General features: G+C 37.3%; 14 protein-coding genes. 6 read left to right on the top strand and 8 right to left on the bottom strand.

Translation table 11 applies throughout. The features are described 5' to 3' along the window. Positions 1-6 precede the first annotated feature (6 nt). Positions 7-1,338, top strand: coding sequence for a xylose isomerase (gene xylA, locus OQZ33_RS14125; protein WP_265799668.1), 1,332 nt, complete (start codon positions 7-9; stop codon positions 1,336-1,338). Between the two features lie 114 nt (positions 1,339-1,452). Beyond that, positions 1,453-3,120: a sodium/sugar symporter gene (locus OQZ33_RS14120; RefSeq protein WP_265799667.1), complete on the top strand. Its 1,668-nt coding sequence runs from the start codon at positions 1,453-1,455 to the stop codon at positions 3,118-3,120. 549 nt (positions 3,121-3,669) lie between these two features. Here OQZ33_RS14120 and OQZ33_RS14115 read toward each other — a convergent pair. From OQZ33_RS14115 to OQZ33_RS14085, 7 genes are all read right to left on the bottom strand, one after another. Beyond that, positions 3,670-4,053, bottom strand: a complete 384-nt coding sequence (locus OQZ33_RS14115) for a hypothetical protein (RefSeq protein ID WP_265799666.1) — start codon at positions 4,051-4,053, stop codon at positions 3,670-3,672. 1 nt (position 4,054) lies between these two features. Continuing rightward, complete coding sequence (locus OQZ33_RS14110; RefSeq protein WP_265799665.1) at positions 4,055-5,281, bottom strand: ABC transporter permease; 1,227 nt, start codon at positions 5,279-5,281, stop codon at positions 4,055-4,057. Positions 5,282-5,349: 68 nt separating this feature from the next. Beyond that, on the bottom strand, positions 5,350-5,988 hold the full coding sequence (locus OQZ33_RS14105; RefSeq protein ID WP_265799664.1) for an MBL fold metallo-hydrolase: 639 nt from the start codon (positions 5,986-5,988) through the stop codon (positions 5,350-5,352). A 28-nt stretch (positions 5,989-6,016) separates the two neighbouring features. Further along, a complete protein-coding gene (locus tag OQZ33_RS14100) occupies positions 6,017-6,604 on the bottom strand; it encodes a gliding motility lipoprotein GldD (RefSeq protein WP_265799663.1) in 588 nt (195 codons plus the stop codon). Positions 6,605-6,665: 61 nt separating this feature from the next. Next, positions 6,666-7,409: a shikimate dehydrogenase family protein gene (locus tag OQZ33_RS14095; RefSeq protein ID WP_265799662.1), complete on the bottom strand. Its 744-nt coding sequence runs from the start codon at positions 7,407-7,409 to the stop codon at positions 6,666-6,668. Positions 7,410-7,493: 84 nt separating this feature from the next. After that, positions 7,494-8,261, bottom strand: coding sequence for a phosphosulfolactate synthase (locus OQZ33_RS14090; RefSeq protein ID WP_265799661.1), 768 nt, complete (start codon positions 8,259-8,261; stop codon positions 7,494-7,496). 60 nt (positions 8,262-8,321) lie between these two features. Continuing rightward, positions 8,322-9,725 carry a tetratricopeptide repeat protein gene (locus tag OQZ33_RS14085; RefSeq protein ID WP_265799660.1) on the bottom strand — a complete coding sequence of 468 codons (1,404 nt, stop codon included), beginning with the start codon at positions 9,723-9,725 and terminating at the stop codon, positions 8,322-8,324. A gap of 250 nt (positions 9,726-9,975) precedes the next feature. Here OQZ33_RS14085 and OQZ33_RS14080 point away from each other — a divergent pair, with 250 nt between their 5' ends. Then, positions 9,976-10,431: a nuclear transport factor 2 family protein gene (locus OQZ33_RS14080; RefSeq protein WP_265799659.1), complete on the top strand. Its 456-nt coding sequence runs from the start codon at positions 9,976-9,978 to the stop codon at positions 10,429-10,431. 66 nt (positions 10,432-10,497) lie between these two features. Here the strand turns inward: OQZ33_RS14080 and OQZ33_RS14075 are convergent, their stop codons facing one another. Then, positions 10,498-13,008 (bottom strand): M1 family metallopeptidase, encoded by a 2,511-nt coding sequence (locus tag OQZ33_RS14075; RefSeq protein WP_265799658.1) that lies wholly within the window; start codon positions 13,006-13,008, stop codon positions 10,498-10,500. Between the two features lie 122 nt (positions 13,009-13,130). Here OQZ33_RS14075 and OQZ33_RS14070 point away from each other — a divergent pair, with 122 nt between their 5' ends. The 3 genes from OQZ33_RS14070 (at position 13,131) to OQZ33_RS14060 (ending at position 18,752) form a co-directional block, all read left to right on the top strand. Further along, on the top strand, positions 13,131-14,672 hold the full coding sequence (locus tag OQZ33_RS14070; RefSeq protein ID WP_265799657.1) for an aldehyde dehydrogenase family protein: 1,542 nt from the start codon (positions 13,131-13,133) through the stop codon (positions 14,670-14,672). Between the two features lie 496 nt (positions 14,673-15,168). Beyond that, on the top strand, positions 15,169-17,964 hold the full coding sequence (locus tag OQZ33_RS14065; RefSeq protein WP_265799656.1) for an outer membrane beta-barrel family protein: 2,796 nt from the start codon (positions 15,169-15,171) through the stop codon (positions 17,962-17,964). A gap of 5 nt (positions 17,965-17,969) precedes the next feature. Next, positions 17,970-18,752 (top strand): GLPGLI family protein, encoded by a 783-nt coding sequence (locus tag OQZ33_RS14060; RefSeq protein WP_265799655.1) that lies wholly within the window; start codon positions 17,970-17,972, stop codon positions 18,750-18,752. The last annotated feature ends 8 nt before the right edge of the window (positions 18,753-18,760 follow it).

Genomic DNA, 18,760 nt, shown 5'->3' with positions numbered 1-18,760 from the left:
ATCACAATGACAAAAGTAGTAACAGGATCAAAAGAATTTTTCAAAGGCATCGATCAAATTCAGTTCGAAGGATTAGAAAGTGATAATCCATTAGCCTTTAGATGGTATGACGCAAATAAAATTGTAGCTGGCAAAACCATGAACGAGCACTTCAAATTTGCATGCGCCTACTGGCATTCGTTCAATGGAAATGGAGCTGACCCATTTGGTGGCGCAACACATGTATTCCCTTGGGATGAAAAAAGTGATCCTGTAGAAAGAGCTAAAGACAAAATGGATGCAGCGTTTGAGTTTATTACTAAAATGCAATTGCCTTACTATTGTTTCCACGATGTGGATGTGGTTGATTATGGTGACAATGTTGCGGAAAATGAGCGTAGGCTACAGGCTTTGGTTGAATATGCAAAACAAAAACAAGCAGATAGCGGCGTAAAATTACTGTGGGGAACAGCAAATTTGTTCAGCCACAAACGGTACATGAATGGCGCTTCAACCAATCCAGATTTTCATGTCTTGGCTCACGGCGCTGCACAAGTTAAAGCAGCTTTAGATGCTACAATTGCCTTGGGCGGTGAAAACTATGTTTTTTGGGGTGGTAGAGAAGGCTACATGAGCTTGCTGAACACTAATATGAAACGTGAGCAGGAACATTTGGCTAAGTTTTTACACACCGCAAAAGATTATGCTCGCAAACAAGGTTTTAAAGGAACTTTCTTCATCGAGCCTAAGCCATGCGAGCCGTCTAAACACCAATATGATTATGACGCTGCAACCGTTAAAGGCTTTTTGCAGGAATATGATTTGTTAAAAGATTTTAAATTAAACCTGGAGGTCAACCATGCTACTTTGGCTGGGCATACTTTTCAGCATGAGTTACAGGTTGCAATAGATAATGGCTTATTGGGTTCTATCGATGCCAACCGTGGCGATTACCAAAATGGATGGGATACGGATCAATTCCCTAACGACATTAATGAGTTAACCGAATCGATGCTGGTTATTTTAGAAGGTGGCGGTTTACAGGGCGGAGGTGTTAACTTCGATGCTAAAATCCGTCGTAATTCTACTGATGCAAAAGATTTATTTTATGCACATGTTGGGGGAATGGATATTTTTGCCAGAGCCTTAATTACCGCTGATGCCATTCTTCAAAAATCAGATTATAAAAAAGTAAGAACAGATCGTTATGCTTCATTCGATAGTGGAAAAGGTGCAGAATTTGAACAAGGGAAGTTAAGTTTAGAAGATTTAAGAAACTATGCTGCCGAAAATGGAGAGCCTGAAGTACGCAGTGGCAAACAAGAATATCTTGAAAATTTGATCAACAGATATATATAAAATCTTGCGAATAGAAATAATAAATGTCTTAATAACATTTTTAAATCAAATAAATTGAAATTTAATTTATGATTTTATTACATTTAGCCTTCTAAACCAAATAACTTATCTTAAATGAAAGTAACAGATTACATTATTTTTCTAGCCTATTTTGCGGTTGTAGCAATTTATGGTTTCTGGATTTACCATCGTAAAAAGCAAGCTCAAATGAGCAGTAAGGATTATTTCCTTGCGGAAGGATCGCTTACATGGTGGGCCATTGGAACGTCGCTAATTGCCTCTAACATTAGTGCAGAGCAATTTGTGGCCATGAGTGGGGATGGATTTAAAATGGGGCTGGCCATTTCTACCTACGAGTGGATGGCTGCTGCAACGCTGGTTATTGTAGCAACATTTTTTATCCCGGTATATCTTAAAAACAAGATTTACACCATGCCGCAATTCTTAAGTCAGCGATACAATGGCACCGTTGCCATGATTATGGCGGTGTTTTGGTTGTTATTATATGTGGTAGTAAACTTAACTTCTATCCTTTATCTTGGCGCATTGGCCGTAAGTAGTATATCTGGTATAGGTTTCTGGTATTGTATGACAGGTTTAGCTGTCTTCGCTGTTATTATCGCTTTAGGTGGTATGAAGGTTATCGGTTATACCGATGTTATTCAAGTGGCATTTTTGATTTTTGGTGGTTTAGCTACAACCTATTTAGCACTAAATCTGGTTAGTGATCACTTTGGTGGCGATGGCGTTTTAGATGGTTTAGCATTTTTGAGAGAAAAAGCACCAGATCACTTCCATATGATTTTCAAAAAGGACAGTGCCAATTATGCTTCTTTACCGGGCATGACCGTATTGTTAGGTGGTATGTGGATTGTAAACTTAAACTATTGGGGTTGTAATCAGTATATCACTCAACGTGCTTTAGGTGCCGATTTAAAAACAGCAAGAGCAGGTATTCTGTTTGCCGCGTTTTTGAAGCTTCTGATGCCTTTAATCGTTGTTTTACCAGGTATAGCGGTGTATATGTTGTATCAGGAAAAAACAGGTATTGATGTAAATTCGATGATGCCTGGTGGCGAACTTCGCCCGGATAGAGCTTACCCGACGTTGCTGAATATTTTGCCTACAGGTTTAAAAGGATTATCATTTGCAGCATTAACGGCAGCAATTGTAGCTTCATTGGCTGGTAAAATTAATAGTATATCTACCATTTACACTCTAGATATTTTCAAGAAACACATTAAAAAAGAAGCTTCTGAAAAGACTTTGGTGAGAACAGGAAGAATGGTTGTGATTATTGCGATGGCTATTGCAGTAGCAATTTCTCCTTTCCTGGGTATTGATAAAAAAGGTGGATTTGAGTTTATTCAGGAATATACAGGTTTTGTAAGTCCCGGTATTTTCGCCATGTTTATTCTTGGTTTCTTCTGGAAAAAAACGACTTCAAACGCAGCATTGTTCGCTACTATTGGCGGTTTCGGTTTATCAGTGTTATTAAAATTTTTACCAGGAATGATGGATTTATCATTCTTGCATGATTTTGGTTTCTCTGCAGCAAATGCAGAAGGGGTTTACGAAATTCCTTTCCTCGATAGAATGGGTTTTGTGTTTGTGATCTGTATTGTAGTGATGTTTATCATTAGTATGATTGAAAACAAAAAAGGCGATAAATCAAATGGTTTAGAGATAGACAGCAGCATGTTTAAGGTGGATCCAGGATTTGCAGTTGGATCATTACTGGTTTGCGGAATATTAGTAGCGCTCTATTCTATATTCTGGTAGACGTGAATATTGATTTTTAGGACGGCCTTCTGGATAAACCAGAAGGCCGTTTTTGTTTAATTGAAATTGATAACTCTATATTGACTTGTGAACGATCAACGCTTTGGGTTTTGCGTTAACGATTGCAGCGATATCCCCCAACTTTTCACCAGAGGTATAGCGGACGGAAAGCGAGCTAAACGCCAAGATAAATTTTAATATCTATAAAAGTACCGGATTACTATGTGCCAATTATGGCTTAACCAGTGGTGAAGGAAACAGAAAAATTTATTGATTTTTTTGAAGGATGTATTTGATGCAGACATCAAGTTGATTGTACCAAGAGAAGATGGAACGGTGATGCATGCTGAGGCGGTAATAGAATAAGGGAACAATCATGTTCGCAAATGCGAATAAAAATTATCCATCATTCCCTGCGGGTATGTTTATTTTTTCTCCAAGAGCAATTACATTTATGATCAGGCGTCGCTTATGGAGCAAAATCAGTACAAGCACCCGACAGAAGAGAATATGGCTTAAGTGTAGGCTTTGAAGATAAATGGGAAAATATTATTGCCCACAAGGGCCATCAGGAATTTCCTTACTAATTTTAATCACCTTGGTAACTACCAAAGTAGAATCGAAATCTGCGGAAACTGTTGAGGTATCAGATTTTGCGATATATCCCTCTAGCTCCACATAAACAGGCTCGTAAGGTTTTTCGAAACCTAAGTTGCTGTAAGACAGCTCTAAATTTTTAACGCTATCTGTAACCCAATATTCTCTCCCATCTTCACAAAGGGTAAAGGATTTCATTTCAGGCCCAAAACTATATAGCCCTTTAACAATCTTCAATTTACTTTTTCCGCCCTCAGCCTTTTCCGTTCTATTACAAGCGGTAACCGCCACGCCAAGGAGCACAACAAATAAAAATGCTTGTTTAAATAATCTCATCCTATATATTTTGATTAATCTGATCTATCCTTTTAACACTAAGATTTGATGACAAAGCAGATGCCAAAAATGAAAAAGTGCCTACTGTGATAAATACTAAAATAAAGTCTTTCCATTTCAGTGCGATAGGATAGGAATTGACCAAAGTTCCTTCGCCCATTTTGATTAGACCAAATGTATGTTGAACATAATAAAAGCCGATACCAATTAAAAGACCAAATACACAGCCTGACATTGTGATCATCATTCCTTCCAATAAAAAGATACGTTTTATTAGTTTTTTACTTGCGCCTAAACTACTTAAAATAGCAATATCTTTTACTTTATCTATAACCAACATGGTTAGGGAGCCAACAATATTAAATATAGCAATTATTAAAATAAATGTTAAAATAATGTACACCATACTTTTTTCTGAATTGAAAATATGATGCAGAGAACTATTTTGTTCTGCCCTATTTTTTACCACAAAAGCAGTTCCGAGCTTTTCAGCAATCTGATCTTTATAACTATCTACATCAACATTCGGATTGAAATCAATCTCGATAGCAGAAACATTTTTACTTTCATCAAGTAGTTCTCTAGCAAAAGCAAGGGGAACAATAATGCCATTATCAAACTCTTGTTGTACCTCAAATACGCCACTTACGCGGATACTTTTAGCAATAAAATCATCCGTTGGGTTCAAAGAGTTCACCGAAATATCTTTCTTGGGCGAATAAATTTCCAATTCGGTAAAGGGGTCTAAAGTATTTACCGTCAAATAACTTTGTAATGCAGAACCCATTACACCATTGAAACCGCTTTTATTTTGAAGAACAAACCTACCTTCTTTAATGGTACTATCTAATTTCGTGTTTTTCAAATAATCGGCACTTACGCCTTTAACCAATCCTACAGCCTGTTTATCATTATATTTTAAAAGCGCTTTTTCTTGTAACACCTCTGAGAAAGCATAAACATCTTTGTTTTTCTTTAATGCATTAAAATAAGTCGTATTCGGATCAAAGGTTTTCCCTTTGGCCGGTGTTATGGCTATTTGAGGCGTAATGGTATCAAACATACCCAGCACTACCGTTTCTAAACCATTAAAAACCGAAAGGATAATAATTAAAGCGGCGCTGCCCACCATAACACCAACCATTGATATGCCCGATATCAGGTTTATGGCATTGGTAGACTTTTTCGCAAACAAGTAACGTTTGGCAATATATAGCGCTGTATTCACCGGGCAAAGATAGTTATTAAAAGATTGAAGGCTTATAGAGTAAAGGAGACTATATTCTATTCTGCATTTTAAAAAAAAGGATTGTGTTGTTTTTCGAAACCAATAGTTGTGGCAGGACCATGCCCTGGGTAAACCTTAGTTTCATCGGGTAAAACGAAAAGTTTTGATGAAATGTTTTGAATTAATTGCTGATGATCTCCACCAGGCAAATCTGTTCTTCCTATGCTTCCATAAAATAATACATCGCCACCTATCAAAGCCGCATCAGCCTTGCTATAAAAACATAAATGCGCAGGTGAGTGCCCTGGAGCAAAGATTAATTCTAAGATGCTATCTCCAAAGGTGACTGCTCCGGTTTCAGGAAAAAACTCATCTGGTAAGGGCGAAACTTCATATTTACCAAAACCCATAGATGGCGCATAACTCGGCACCGCTTCCAACACCTGCAGTTCACCTTTGTGAAATTTTGGTTTTAATCCATAGGTATCAAATACAAACTTGTTCCCGAATACATGATCAAGATGGCAATGTGTATTTAACAACAAAACTGGTTTAAGATTTTCTTGCTTAATGAAGGCTGTTAATTCATTTTGCTCGTAACCTTCGTACATTCCAGGATCGATGATCACACATTCCAATGTTTCATCATAAAGAACATAGGTATTTTCACTGTAAGCGTTGAATGTGAATGTTTTTACGGTAATCATATATAGCAATTCTTTTAAAAGAAAGATTTTAATTTTTCCATCTAAAGGTAGAAATCAGGATATCAATATCCGTCTTAATAAATTTAACAACTGGTGCAATTGAATCAAATTGCGGTCGCTCGTTAAAATATAAAGCGCCTCTGAAATAATGTTTCGCGCTATCAGTTAAAAAAAACTGAACAGATGAAGCGGTATTACCTTCAATGGCATAATAAATTCCATAAACCTTTTGTTTTGGATAATTGATAATTCGCTGATCGATGGCGCTCGCTTTAAGGGTATGTTTAAAAGCCAGTTTCCTAGCATCTTCAACCATATGATTATATTCCTCTTTACCTGAAACGTCGTAATAGGTGAGGTGCAGATAACCGTTAAACTGCTTAAAGTGTAAGTTGTACCAATCCTCCCTAGCATCTCTACTTTGATCCTTCTCCAGAGTTGCGTAGACAGGATATTTAAATTGATAGGGAACCGGCTTTTGAAATTCTGTATACGCTTTCTTCGGAAACTCGATTCGAAAGTAGCCCTTTGGTTTGGGACTATAATCATTGTTTTGACAAGCAAAACAGGCCAAAGCTACAAAGAAAGCGATAAATATTAAGGGTTTGAATTTCATAACATTCTGAAATAATTTTGCTTCCCTAACGAAAAACATTCACAAACAGCGATAAGTTAAACTATTTATTCCAAATAGCCCAGGCTTTTTCTGCCTGTTTGTAAAGCATTTCCAGTCCGTTCTTTATTTGAGCACCCTCCGCCGCAGCTTTTGACAAAAACGCAGTTTCTAAAGGATTGTAAACCAAATCGTAAACCAAATGATCAACTCCAAGTTGAGTATAATCGATATCAGGAAAACTATCTGTATTTGGCGACATCCCCAGTGGAGTGGTATTGATGAGCAATTTATGCGATTTTAAAATCTCTGCCGTAATTTCTGAATATAAAATTGTGCCTTTAGCAGCTTTACGAACCACTACTTTGTATTCAATACCTAATTTCTCCAAAACATACTTAACTGCCTTCGCCGCACCACCATCTCCAAAAATTAATGCTTTACGGTGCTGGTTGCTTAAAAGAGGTTGCAGTGATTTTTGAAAGCCATAGGCATCTGTGTTGAAGCCCTTTAAATAAGTTTCGCCTTCAAATCTTTTGATACATATACAATTTACGGCTCCTATTTTTTCTGCAGCCTCTTCAATCTCATTTAAAAACGGCAATACACTAACTTTGTGAGGTATAGTAACGTTTAATCCGCAAAGCGACTGATTTTCGGCGAGCAAGTCAGCTAAAGAATTTATATCCTCTATGGGAAAAAGTTCATACTGATGATTGGCAATCTTTTCATTGGCAAACTTTTCGGTAAAGTATTTTTTTGAAAAGGAATGGGATAATGGAAATCCAATTAAGCCGTATGTTTTCATAAGCATTGATGCATTATGCGAATCAAAATGCAATCTATTGATCGTTCAATAAGATTGCTTTTTAATTGATAGTAACGATATAAATTATTTAGTTTGGTTGAGGAAGTAATCAAAAGTATCTCCACGCAAGCCTAAACGAATAGTTTCCAAAGGAATAACTTCTGCCGGGGCGATATTGCCCAAGTTTACATTCGATCCGATCAATTTGATAAACCAAACCTGCTGTTCTTTCTGAGGCGCTTCCCAAATGATCGTTTCTTCCGGAATTTGAGTTAATATTTCATCAACCAAGCCTTCCCTAACTTCACCACTTCCGCGATAAATACCAACATTGCCACCCTCACGAGCCTCGGCAATTACTTTCCAAGATCCTGCCTGAATTTCTGCCTGCATTAATTTAATCCATTTGTATGGAGCGAAAATTTTTGCTGCATCTTTACTTCCAACCTCAGAAATTACAGTTACCTGTTTTGACAATTCGCTGATATACCCACACTTCAAATCATGTTCAATTTCGATAGATCCATCAGAAACCTCTGCATATTCCATCCCATATTGGTCTAAAATGCGCTGATAATCTTCAAATTGATTACGGATAATAAAGGCTTCGAAAAGCGTTCCACCAAAATAAGTAGGAATGCCTGCACTTTTATATAAAGCTAGTTTCTCTTTAAGGTTTGGTGTAACGTGTGATGTAGCCCAACCTAGTTTTACAATGTCTGTATAAACGCCGGCAACCTCTATAAAATCTTCTACCTGGCGAAGGCTTAATCCCTTATCCATAACCATTGTATAGCCACTTTGGCGAGGTTTAGATGGACGTTCAGGAACGTTTAATAATGGGTAATTCATATGCGTACAAAAGTGAAAAAAATTTTCAGATTTATTTGTTAAATTTTTCTCACAAGACTGTTACCTGATATATCGGTTTATCACGTTGATAATGGCGCTGTTATCCTGTAACTGTGGCAAATATTCAAACAAAATATAATGCTTATCAGGATCGGTTATTAAAGCAGTTTCCAGATAACCGAGTGCATCTGCATAGTTTCCCATGGCAAAAAGATACGCCACCATTCGGTAATAGAGTTCTGCAGCTTCCGGGTTATTTTTTATCGCTTGGGCCATTGTTTCCGATGCTTCCAACAATTTTCCCTGCTCATAAAGCACCGTACTAAAATCCAACCACGCCTCAATATCAAGTGGATTGTATTCCAATACCTTTTCGTAAGCTACTATAGATTCTTCTATTTGGCCAAGTTTGTAATAGGCATCAGCCATTGCAAACCAGAAATCGGCATTTTCAGCTTCCAAATCGATAGCTTTTTTATAAAAATGCAGCGACTCGAAATAACGCTCTTCATGGTTTAAAGTAACCCCGATTCCGAACCAAGCATCAGCCATTTTCGGATCCATTTTTACCGATTTTTTGTAATAAGAACGGGCCTCATCCATCTTTTCAAGCTTTTCATAGCATTCTCCGATGGCACAATAAGTATCTGCGTTGGGCTGCTCATACTCAAAGGTCTGCTTGTAAACTTCAATAGCCTCATCGTATTTATCCAACTGCACTAATGCGTTTCCTTTGTTAAAATAAGCCGAACTAAAATCTTCTTTAATTAAGATCGCATAATCATAAGCATCAATTGCTTTTTCAAAAAGGTTTAGTTTATGAAAACTGTTCCCCAAATTATACCAGGCGGCATAAGAGTACGGATCAGTATCAATGTACTGCTGATAAAACTTAATGCTTTCTTCTTGTTTATCAAGCACATCATAACAGAAAGCCAGCTCGTACAAGCCATCCTGGTTTTCCATATTTTGCTCCAAGCTTAACTTAATATAAGTGATTGCACTTTCATAATCGCCCATGCTCTGGTGTACATAAGCAATTTGCAGCAAAATTTCATCTGTACTTTCAGCAAGGAGTAATGCTTTTTCGTAGTTCTCCAAAGCCTCGCTAAAACGCTCCGTGTTTTGAAAAATATTACCACGAAGCAAATAAATATCAGGTTCTGATGGCTCTAATAATTCGGCTTTCTGCAAAGAGATAAATGCGTGTTCATTATTGTTGGTTATAATGTATAGGTGTGCTTGTTTAATCAAAAAAACGGTTGCATAAGGATGTTGGCTAATTGCAAACTCAACTACCTGCAAAGCCTTAACCGGATCGTTTTTTTCGATGTAAAAGTCCACAATATATTCGAAAGCACCGGCATCGAAGAAATACTGATCCTGGTTGCGGAGCATTTCTTCATAACGTTCTACAGAGCGTTGTGCGTCTTCGTTGGATTCAAAAAAGAATTCTTCTTCCATATTTAATAACTATTAAAGAACCGTGCCAATTCGCAGAAAAACACATTATAATTTTACTGATTTTAATTATCGATTTAACAAATAATTATTAACATCAAATGTTAAAACAAGCGTAAATAGCTGAAAATAAAGCTTATTAGGTGTGATTAAGATGTGTGGATAATGAATTCCTTTTATCAACATCGCGGTTCCTTTTCCCTTCTTTCACAAAAATAATATAAATTTATGGGAGTAACGTAATCGAGAAGTCATGAAAAGATACGCCTTTTTAGCGGTTTTATTGAGTTTTATAGGTACAGGTGCATTTGCTCAAAGCGATGAAAATGCGATTAAAAAAACTGTAAATAATTTGTTTACCGGAATGAAAAATGGTGACAGCACTCTGGCGAGATCGGCTTTTGCCAAAGATTTTATCATGCAAACCATTGTAAATAAAAATGGCAGTACTGCTGTACGCACAGAGAAATTAGATGGCTTTATCAAGTTTATTGGCTCCCCTCACAAAGAAAAATTCGATGAGCGAATTGTGTTTACCAAAATATTAATAGATGGCCCGCTAGCTTCTGTTTGGACCGATTATGGTTTTTATGTTGATGAAAAGTTTAGCCATTGCGGAGTTAATTCTTTTCAGTTGGTAAAAGGCGATAAAGGCTGGCAAATTGTTTATCTGATTGATACAAGGAGGAAAGATGCCTGCAAAATCTGAGTGATTTCCTAAATTATGATCATATAAAAGAAGCTCTGCAGCTTTTTGCAGAGCTCCAGTTTAAAACTATTCCTTTCCTAAATCTGCTGCAGCTTTTTTAAAGATTTCAGCTTGCTTATTTAAATTTGATTTTGCCTCGCCATTAGCTGATGTGGCCTGTTGCGATTTGCCTTGTGCTGTTGCCGTGTAAGCGCCAGAAAGTTGTTTGTTTAAATAATTTTGCAGCTTCAATCGGTCAATAGCGTTGCTTATGCTTTTCACGCCTTTTTCGGTTACCGCTGGATTGGTATTCGCCCTTAAATACTGGAAATACTGACCAATGACTCCGAAAATCTTGTTCTTATCGCCAGTATCCATAATGTTATCGTAAAATGCTTGATGCTCATCCTTTGGATCGCTGATGTATAACGAAGCTATTGATGATGCGATATGGTCTTTCGTATCTTGATCTAAAGATGAAAGTGCTGTTAACCCTTCTTGTGGCACAAGTTTGGTTAAACCCGCCACCGAAGCTGCAATCACGCGGTAAGATCTGTCTTTAACACCATCAACCAATAAGGCTTTATAGGTTTGATCGCCTGTTTCTGCTAAACTATTAATTGCCGCCGCTCTCGCTTCGGTATTTTTATCACTTTTTGCCATTTGCAGTAATAAAGGTAATGCTGCAGCTTTGACTTCTTCATCATCTAAGTTAAGCCCTTCAATACTCAAAGCCCTTAAATCTCCAGATTTATCTTTCAAAGCATCAAGCAAAACTTTCTGTCCGCTTTTAGCTTTACTCTGCATGATAAATTGCAAAGCTTCAATCCTATTGGCATAAGTTGGTGCATTTTTGTATTGGAAATAATAGTTCTCGGCAACTTTGTTGTCGTTAATTTCCCCTACTACAATTTTATCGGCATCGAAATCAATTAAATCCGGCTTGGCGCTTACCTCAAAAGAGAAAGTTTGTTCCCGGCTGTTGATCAAAATTTCCTTAGAAATTTTTTGCCCGCCTACATAAATATTTACTTTCACTGGTAAAGTAAAATTTTGTATTGCAGCATCTTGTGTCTGCTTTACTTTAATCGTTGCTTTTCCGTTTTCATATCCAAAATCAACCGCTAAAATCGGGTGACCGCCAGCATAATACCATTGGTTGAAATATGGGCTCCAATCTTTGCCTGTTATATCTTCCATGGCCAAGCGTAACTGATGTGTTTCGCCATTTTTGAACGCATTTGTGGTCAAATATTTGTTCAAGCCTTTATAAAAAGCCGCATCACCCATTTGGTTTTTCATCGCATACAAAATCACAGAGCCTTTGGCATAGCTGATATTATCAAACATGTCTTCCTTATCCTTATAATAAAAACGAGCTAGAACCGGGCTTTCGCCATTTTTTGTAGAGCTGATGTAGGATTGTAATTTCTCGTATCGCGATTTATCTTCTGCATCTTTTCCTTCATCATATCCATGCCATATTATTTCGCCAAAAGTGGCAAAAGATTCATTCATAGTTAAATTAGACCAAGATTCTGCAGTCACGTAATCTCCAAACCATTGGTGAAAAAGTTCGTGAGCAATGGTACCTTCTTCGTTTCCATCCAGTAACTCGCGATCTGTTTTTTGAATATGTTCGCCATGCAACGTAGCGGTTGTATTTTCCATTGCTCCCGATACATAATCTCGGGCCACCACCTGGGCATATTTATTCCATGGATAATTTACACCTAAAATGTCACTATAGAATTTCATCATCGTAGGCGTTTTACCAAAAATTTGCTTTGCAAATGGTGCATATTTTGGCTCCAGATAATAATTTACTTCTTTGCCTTTGTAAGTATCTTTAGTGATTTTAAAATCGCCCACTGCCATCATAAACAGATAAGGTGAGTGTGGCAAATCCATTTTCCAGGTATCTGTTCTGGTTCCATTGGTATTGGCTTTCTGGCTGATCAATTTTCCATTGGATAACGTAGTATATTTAGACTGAACCGTCATCGAAATTTCTTGCGTAGTTTTCTGATCTGGCTTGTCAATTGTTGGAAACCAGGCTGAAGAAGATTCCGTTTCACCCTGCGTCCAGATTTGGATAGGTTTGGTTTTATCTGCACCATCAGGATTGATAAAATACAGTCCTTTTGCATCAGTTATCGCAGCGCTGCCTTGAACTTTTAATTCATCCGGCTTTGCCGTATAAGCAACATAAACAGTGTATTTTTCGGCGTTTGTATATTTCTTGTTTAAGGTGATAAACAGTTTATTGTTTTCGTAAACATATTTTAGCGGAGTATTTCCCTTCGCACCCACCAATGAAACCGTTTTGATGTCCATCCCCTGAGCATCTAAGGTCAATGAATCAGTTGTATAGAAATGAGGCTTCAATGTTATCCATTCTTTACCGTACAGATATCGCTTTGCATAATCAAAAGATACATCGAGTTTGGTATGTACCAGATCATTCACTTTGGTGGGCGTTACCCGATAAACAGATAAATTTGTCGATTGATCTGCCGTTTTTTCTTGAGCTGAAAGTGTGTTTGCTGCCAAAATCGAAACCAGTATGGCGCTACAGACGAAAATTTTTTTATTCATATTTTATATTTAATAAGTCAGTTGTGTTTAAAGCGATGTGTTAAGAATTATGACAAAGTAAACAGCCAAATGTAACTTGCTTTATGTTAATTTTTTGTTTTTTTGTGTAAATCGTTAGATATATGAATACAGATATTCAATCCATTTTAAACAAACTGGGTGTTACCGAAAGCAATGCTGCTTTCAGCACCGGAAGCAATTGGGGAGGCGAATTGAACGCTGAAAAACTAGAAAGCTTCTCGCCGGTTGATGGTAAACTTATTGCAGAAACAAAAATTGCAAGCGCTACAGATTACGAAACAATTATTGCAAAAGCTCAAATTGCTCTCAATGATTGGAAAACCATTCCAGCTCCAAAAAGAGGAGAGATTGTTCGCCAGTTTGGCGATGCATTGAGAGAAAACAAAGATGCGTTAGGCACCCTGGTTTCTTACGAAATGGGGAAAAGTTTACAGGAAGGATTTGGCGAAGTACAGGAAATGATTGATATCTGCGATTTTGCTGTGGGCTTATCGCGTCAGCTTTATGGTTTAACCATGCACAGTGAGCGCCCAAGCCATCGAATGTACGAGCAATGGCATCCGCTAGGAATTGTAGGAATTATTTCTGCTTTTAATTTCCCGGTAGCGGTTTGGGCATGGAACGCTGCTTTGGCATTGGTTTGTGGGAATGTTTGCATCTGGAAACCATCAGAAAAAACGCCTTTAACGGCTATCGCCTGTCAACATATCATTGCAAAGGTTTTTAAAGCCAATGATGTTGCTGAGGGAGTTTGCAATTTAATTATTGGAGATAAAGCTGTTGGCGAACTCATGACACACGATGGTCGGGTACCTTTAATTTCGGCAACCGGATCTACCCGAATGGGGAAACAGGTTGGCGCAGCCGTGGGAGCCCGTTTAGGTAAAAGTTTATTGGAACTGGGTGGCAACAATGCCATCATTATCTCCGAACATGCCGATTTAGACATGAGCTTAATCGGTGCGGTTTTTGGCGCCGTGGGTACCGCAGGTCAGCGTTGCACATCAACAAGGAGATTAATTATCCACGAAAGTGTTTATGATGCCTTTAAAGAAAAACTAGTCAAAGCATACGATCAGCTGCGCATTGGCGATCCGCTGGATCAGAACAACCACGTCGGTCCGCTGATTGATAAAGATGCCGTTGAGGCCTACCTCGATTCGATACAAAAATGTAAGGCAGAAGGTGGAAAATTTGTGGTTGAGGGTGGTGTTTTAACAGGCGAACATTACAGTAGCGGATGTTATGTGAAACCTTGCATTGCCGAGGTTCAAAACGATTTTAAAATTGTTCAACACGAAACCTTTGCCCCAATTTTATACTTGATCAAATACAAAACTTTAGAAGAAGCTATTGCGCTGCAAAATGGCGTTCCACAGGGGTTATCATCTGCCATCATGACTTTGAATTTAAGGGAAGCGGAGCAATTTTTATCCGCTAAAGGATCTGATTGTGGTATTGCAAATGTGAATATTGGTACCTCTGGAGCCGAAATTGGTGGTGCATTTGGTGGTGAAAAGGAAACTGGTGGCGGTAGAGAAAGTGGTTCTGATGCATGGAGGGCTTACATGAGAAGGCAAACCAATACCATTAATTATTCGAATACTTTACCATTGGCGCAAGGCATAAAGTTCGATTTCTAAATAAATGGTTCGTTGTTGTGAAGCAACCTTACACCTATCAACGCGTTCTTAGACCAATGCATTAGGATCGCTTCGTACCTCGCAATGACGACAAAATTAGAGTTGCTAGATTAACCTAGCAGCTCCTTTTCAAACTTAGTATGGCTCATTTAGAATAATTTTTTTCACATGGCTTGCTGAACCAGGTTTTTGTATTGATTTGATATTACTTTTATTAGCAGTAAAATCGACCATTTTTAATTGAGAATCGCTTTCTAAAATTGCATTATCTCTTTGAATAAACAGGCAATAAACTTGACCTATCTGGCAAAAACACCGTATTAGCTTAGGACTCAATCTTTATAGACGGACGATCGAATGATGTAACCAAAAACGATTGGCTGCGGGAAAGCAAGACGTAATGTAATGATTTCGAGGTAATTGTTAAAAAAGGTTAAAGCGTATATTTTAACTAAAATATTAGTTTTATATTCGGCAAACAAAACTAATCAAATCTATGAAACGCCTTCTCCTATTGCTGTGCGGCTTTGTGCTCATCAATTTTAGCGCAAATGCACAAGGTTTACATTCCGTTAAAGGAAGAACTATCGACACCGCATCTACCACACTTCTAGCGGGTTCAACAATCGCCATTTTGAATTCAAAAGATTCTACGCTTGTAAAATTTACCCGATCAGCTGAAAATGGATCATTCGAACTCAACGGAATTAAAAACGGAAAATTTATTCTCTTGGTTTCTTATCCAAAATACGCGGATTTTGTTGATCATTTCACACTCGATTCTACTACGCAGGTTAAAGATTATGGAAAAATCAATTTAACCGGAATGGCGAAAATTCTTGCTGATGTAATTATCAAAGGAAACAGGAATGCCATTAAAATTAAAGGTGATACCACCGAATTTGATCCCAAAGCTTTTAACATTGAACCAAATTCAAAGGTTGAAGACCTGATTAAACAGTTTCCGGGTATTCAGGTAGATAAGGATGGAAAAATAACGGCACAAGGTAAAACCGTTCAAAAAGTACTGGTTGATGGCGAAGAGTTCTTCGGTGATGACCCCACGTTAGTAACGAAAAATCTTCGTGCTGACATGGTTGAATCAGTTCAATTGTATGATAAAGCAAGTGATCAGGCAAGTTTTACCGGAATTGATGATGGCGAAAAAACAAAAACCCTGAATGTTAAACTGAAAGAAGATAAAAAGAATGGCTATTTCGGGAAAGTGCAAGGCGGATACGGAACCGACGATTTTTATAATGGCCAGTTCATGTTCAACAAGTTTTGGGGCAAGAAAAAATTCTCTGCTTATGGCATTTTAGGGAACAATGGAACTGTAGGTTTAGGTTGGGATGATCGTGATAAATATGGTGGCTCCAGCGGGATGACCATGACAGACGATGGTGGAATGTATTTCAGTTCTGGTGGTTCGGATGATTTTGATAGCTACGACGGACAATATAACGGTCAGGGAATTCCAGTTGCCCGCACCGGCGGTTTACATTTCGACAGTAAATGGAATAAAGACAAAGAATCGCTAAACACCAATTATAAAATCGGATCCATTAGAGTTAAAGGCGATAGAAATACCATCAGCCAAAACAACTTAAGTTCTGGCGTAATTAACAACGTCTCTGATCAATACACGGATAATGATATGTTCAGACAGAAGCTGGATGCAACTTATGAAGTAAAACTCGATTCGACACTTACATTAAAAGTAAATGTAGATGGCACATTGAAACAAAGTAATACTTTTAACGATTACAATACTTCGAGTACAGATGGAAACAATGATTTACTTAACACCACAAAAAGAACTTTAAAGAATAAGGTGGATGAGCAGATGTTCAACATCAATGGCTTGCTTACTAAACGGTTTCAGAAAAAAGGACGTACACTTTCATTAAACTTGAACCAGTCTATTACAAAGAGCAATAGCGATGGCTATTTAAACTCAGAAAACAGTTTCTATGAAATTACAGGCAGAAGAGACAGCTTAATTAATCAATATAAAGTTAACGATATTACCAATAGTGCCTTCAAATCAAACTTAGCCTATACCGAACCTTTATCGAAAACCATGACGGTGATTGTAAATTACGGTTTGAGCTTAATGAATGGCAAGTCAGATCGTAAATCATTCAACCAATCTGCAAGTGGTAATTACGATATTTTAGATACCGAATTTAGTAATGATTACCAACTAGATCAGATTATTAATCAAGGTGGCGCAATTTTCAACTATAAAAAAGGCAAAACAATAATTAATTTTGGTTCAAAATTTAGTGGTGTTAACTTCAAACAAACGGACTTATATAACAATAAAACCTACGATCGTAATTTTGTTAATTATATGCCTCAAGCTTCTTATCAGTATAGGTTCTCTCAACAAAAATCTTTCAGAATCAGTTATAACGGCAATACAAATCAACCATCTTTAGATCAAATTCAACCCGTTAGGGTAAATACTGATCCATTGAATATTTCGTTAGGTAATCCAGATTTAAGACCATCATTTAGAAGTAACATCAATGCCAATTACAATTCGTATAAAGTCCTCACCAATCAATCAATTTGGTTAAGTGGGTCGTATAGCTTCACAGCAAACCCAATTGTGAGCGATGTAACTACCGATGCATTAACAGGTAGAAGCAGTTATAGATCGGTAAATATCACCGATAAAATGTCAAAAAGTTTTTCTGTATATGCACAAAGCAGTAGAAAAATTAGTGGGATCGACCTAAATGCTGGCATTAATTTAAGCACCAATGGAAATTCATCCTACAATTACATCAACAAAGAACTAAACAATACCAAAAACTACACCTATAATTTGGGTATTGATTTAAACAAATACGTTGAGAAGAAGTATAATTTTTATATCAATGTTGGTCCAACATATAATGTTTCAAGAGCAAGTATTGGCAATTTTGGTAACAGTGATGGCTGGGGATGGAATGGTTATTCATCTGGTAGCGTTCAATTACCGGGCAAATTTTCACTATCAACCGATGCGCAATATGAGTTTAGAGGAAAAACACAAACCTTTAACGAAACTTTCTCTCGGTTTCTCTGGAATGCCTCGTTAACTAAAAAGTTCTTAAAATCAGAAAACCTCAAATTAATGATGTCGGTGAATGATATTTTAAATCAGAACGTTGGTTTCGATAGAACAGCCTACAACGGAAACATTACACAAAGTAGCTACACCACCATCATGCGCTATTTTATGTTCTCTGTAATTTGGGATTTTAATAAAATGGGCGGCGGATTAAAAACTTCAAAATAATCATCATGAAAACTACACTTAAATATATCATTCTATTTGCTGTTATTTTCATCAGCAAAACTTTACAAGCACAGAACGTCCACTTTATTCAAAATGGCATTATTGAGTTCGAAAAAAGATCGAATATGTACGCATTGATAAAGAAAAAAATCAATAAGGACAATGAAACCTATATGAATCAGGCGTTTGAGCAGTACAAGAAAAACAATCCGCAATTTAAAGTTGCCAAAAGCACTTTAAGTTTTACTCGGGATAAAAGCTTATACAAATGGCCAACGGTTGAAGAAACAATGAATAATAATTGGTTAAATACGGATGTATTGGGCGATTTGAAAAACACCATCGCTACTGATTTCGATACGCAAAGTAGTATTACTCAAAAGAATGTTTACGAGGATACTTATTTAGTTAAAGATAGTGTTCGTAAAATCAACTGGAAAATAACAGATGAAACACGAGAAATTGCAGGTTACGAATGTCGCAGGGCAAATGCAGTGATTATGGATTCGGTTTATGTAGTGGCTTATTACTCCAATCAAATTGCAGTTTCTGGTGGCCCGGAGTCATTTACGGGTTTGCCTGGGATGATTTTAGGCTTAGCTTTACCACATGAAAATATAACGTGGTTTGCTACAAAAGTAACCGAAACTGCAGTGCCGGAAAAAGACTTAACCGCACCAGTAAAAGGAAAACCAACAGATAATAAAGGTTTGAAAACTATTTTACTAGGCGCAATGAAGAATTGGGGGGAGTATGCTCATCCCATCTACAAAGCCTTTTCGTTATAAGTATCGGT

The sequence above is a fragment of the Pedobacter sp. MC2016-05 genome (genome assembly GCF_026239735.1).
In the GTDB taxonomy this organism is placed as follows: Bacteria; Bacteroidota; Bacteroidia; order Sphingobacteriales; family Sphingobacteriaceae; genus Pedobacter.
This window is presented reverse-complemented; position numbering and strand designations above follow the sequence as displayed.

Bases quoted from the DNA above. Each gene is read 5' to 3' on its own strand.
- xylA (WP_265799668.1), top strand. From the start codon at position 7: ATGACAAAAGTAGTAACAGGATCAAAAGAATTTTTCAAAGGCATCGAT.
- OQZ33_RS14120 (WP_265799667.1), top strand. From the start codon at position 1,453: ATGAAAGTAACAGATTACATTATTTTTCTAGCCTATTTTGCGGTTGTA.
- OQZ33_RS14115 (WP_265799666.1), bottom strand. From the start codon at position 4,053: ATGAGATTATTTAAACAAGCATTTTTATTTGTTGTGCTCCTTGGCGTG.
- OQZ33_RS14105 (WP_265799664.1), bottom strand. From the start codon at position 5,988: ATGATTACCGTAAAAACATTCACATTCAACGCTTACAGTGAAAATACC.
- OQZ33_RS14100 (WP_265799663.1), bottom strand. From the start codon at position 6,604: ATGAAATTCAAACCCTTAATATTTATCGCTTTCTTTGTAGCTTTGGCC.
- OQZ33_RS14095 (WP_265799662.1), bottom strand. From the start codon at position 7,409: ATGAAAACATACGGCTTAATTGGATTTCCATTATCCCATTCCTTTTCA.
- OQZ33_RS14090 (WP_265799661.1), bottom strand. From the start codon at position 8,261: ATGAATTACCCATTATTAAACGTTCCTGAACGTCCATCTAAACCTCGC.
- OQZ33_RS14085 (WP_265799660.1), bottom strand. From the start codon at position 9,725: ATGGAAGAAGAATTCTTTTTTGAATCCAACGAAGACGCACAACGCTCT.
- OQZ33_RS14080 (WP_265799659.1), top strand. From the start codon at position 9,976: ATGAAAAGATACGCCTTTTTAGCGGTTTTATTGAGTTTTATAGGTACA.
- OQZ33_RS14075 (WP_265799658.1), bottom strand. From the start codon at position 13,008: ATGAATAAAAAAATTTTCGTCTGTAGCGCCATACTGGTTTCGATTTTG.
- OQZ33_RS14070 (WP_265799657.1), top strand. From the start codon at position 13,131: ATGAATACAGATATTCAATCCATTTTAAACAAACTGGGTGTTACCGAA.
- OQZ33_RS14065 (WP_265799656.1), top strand. From the start codon at position 15,169: ATGAAACGCCTTCTCCTATTGCTGTGCGGCTTTGTGCTCATCAATTTT.
- OQZ33_RS14060 (WP_265799655.1), top strand. From the start codon at position 17,970: ATGAAAACTACACTTAAATATATCATTCTATTTGCTGTTATTTTCATC.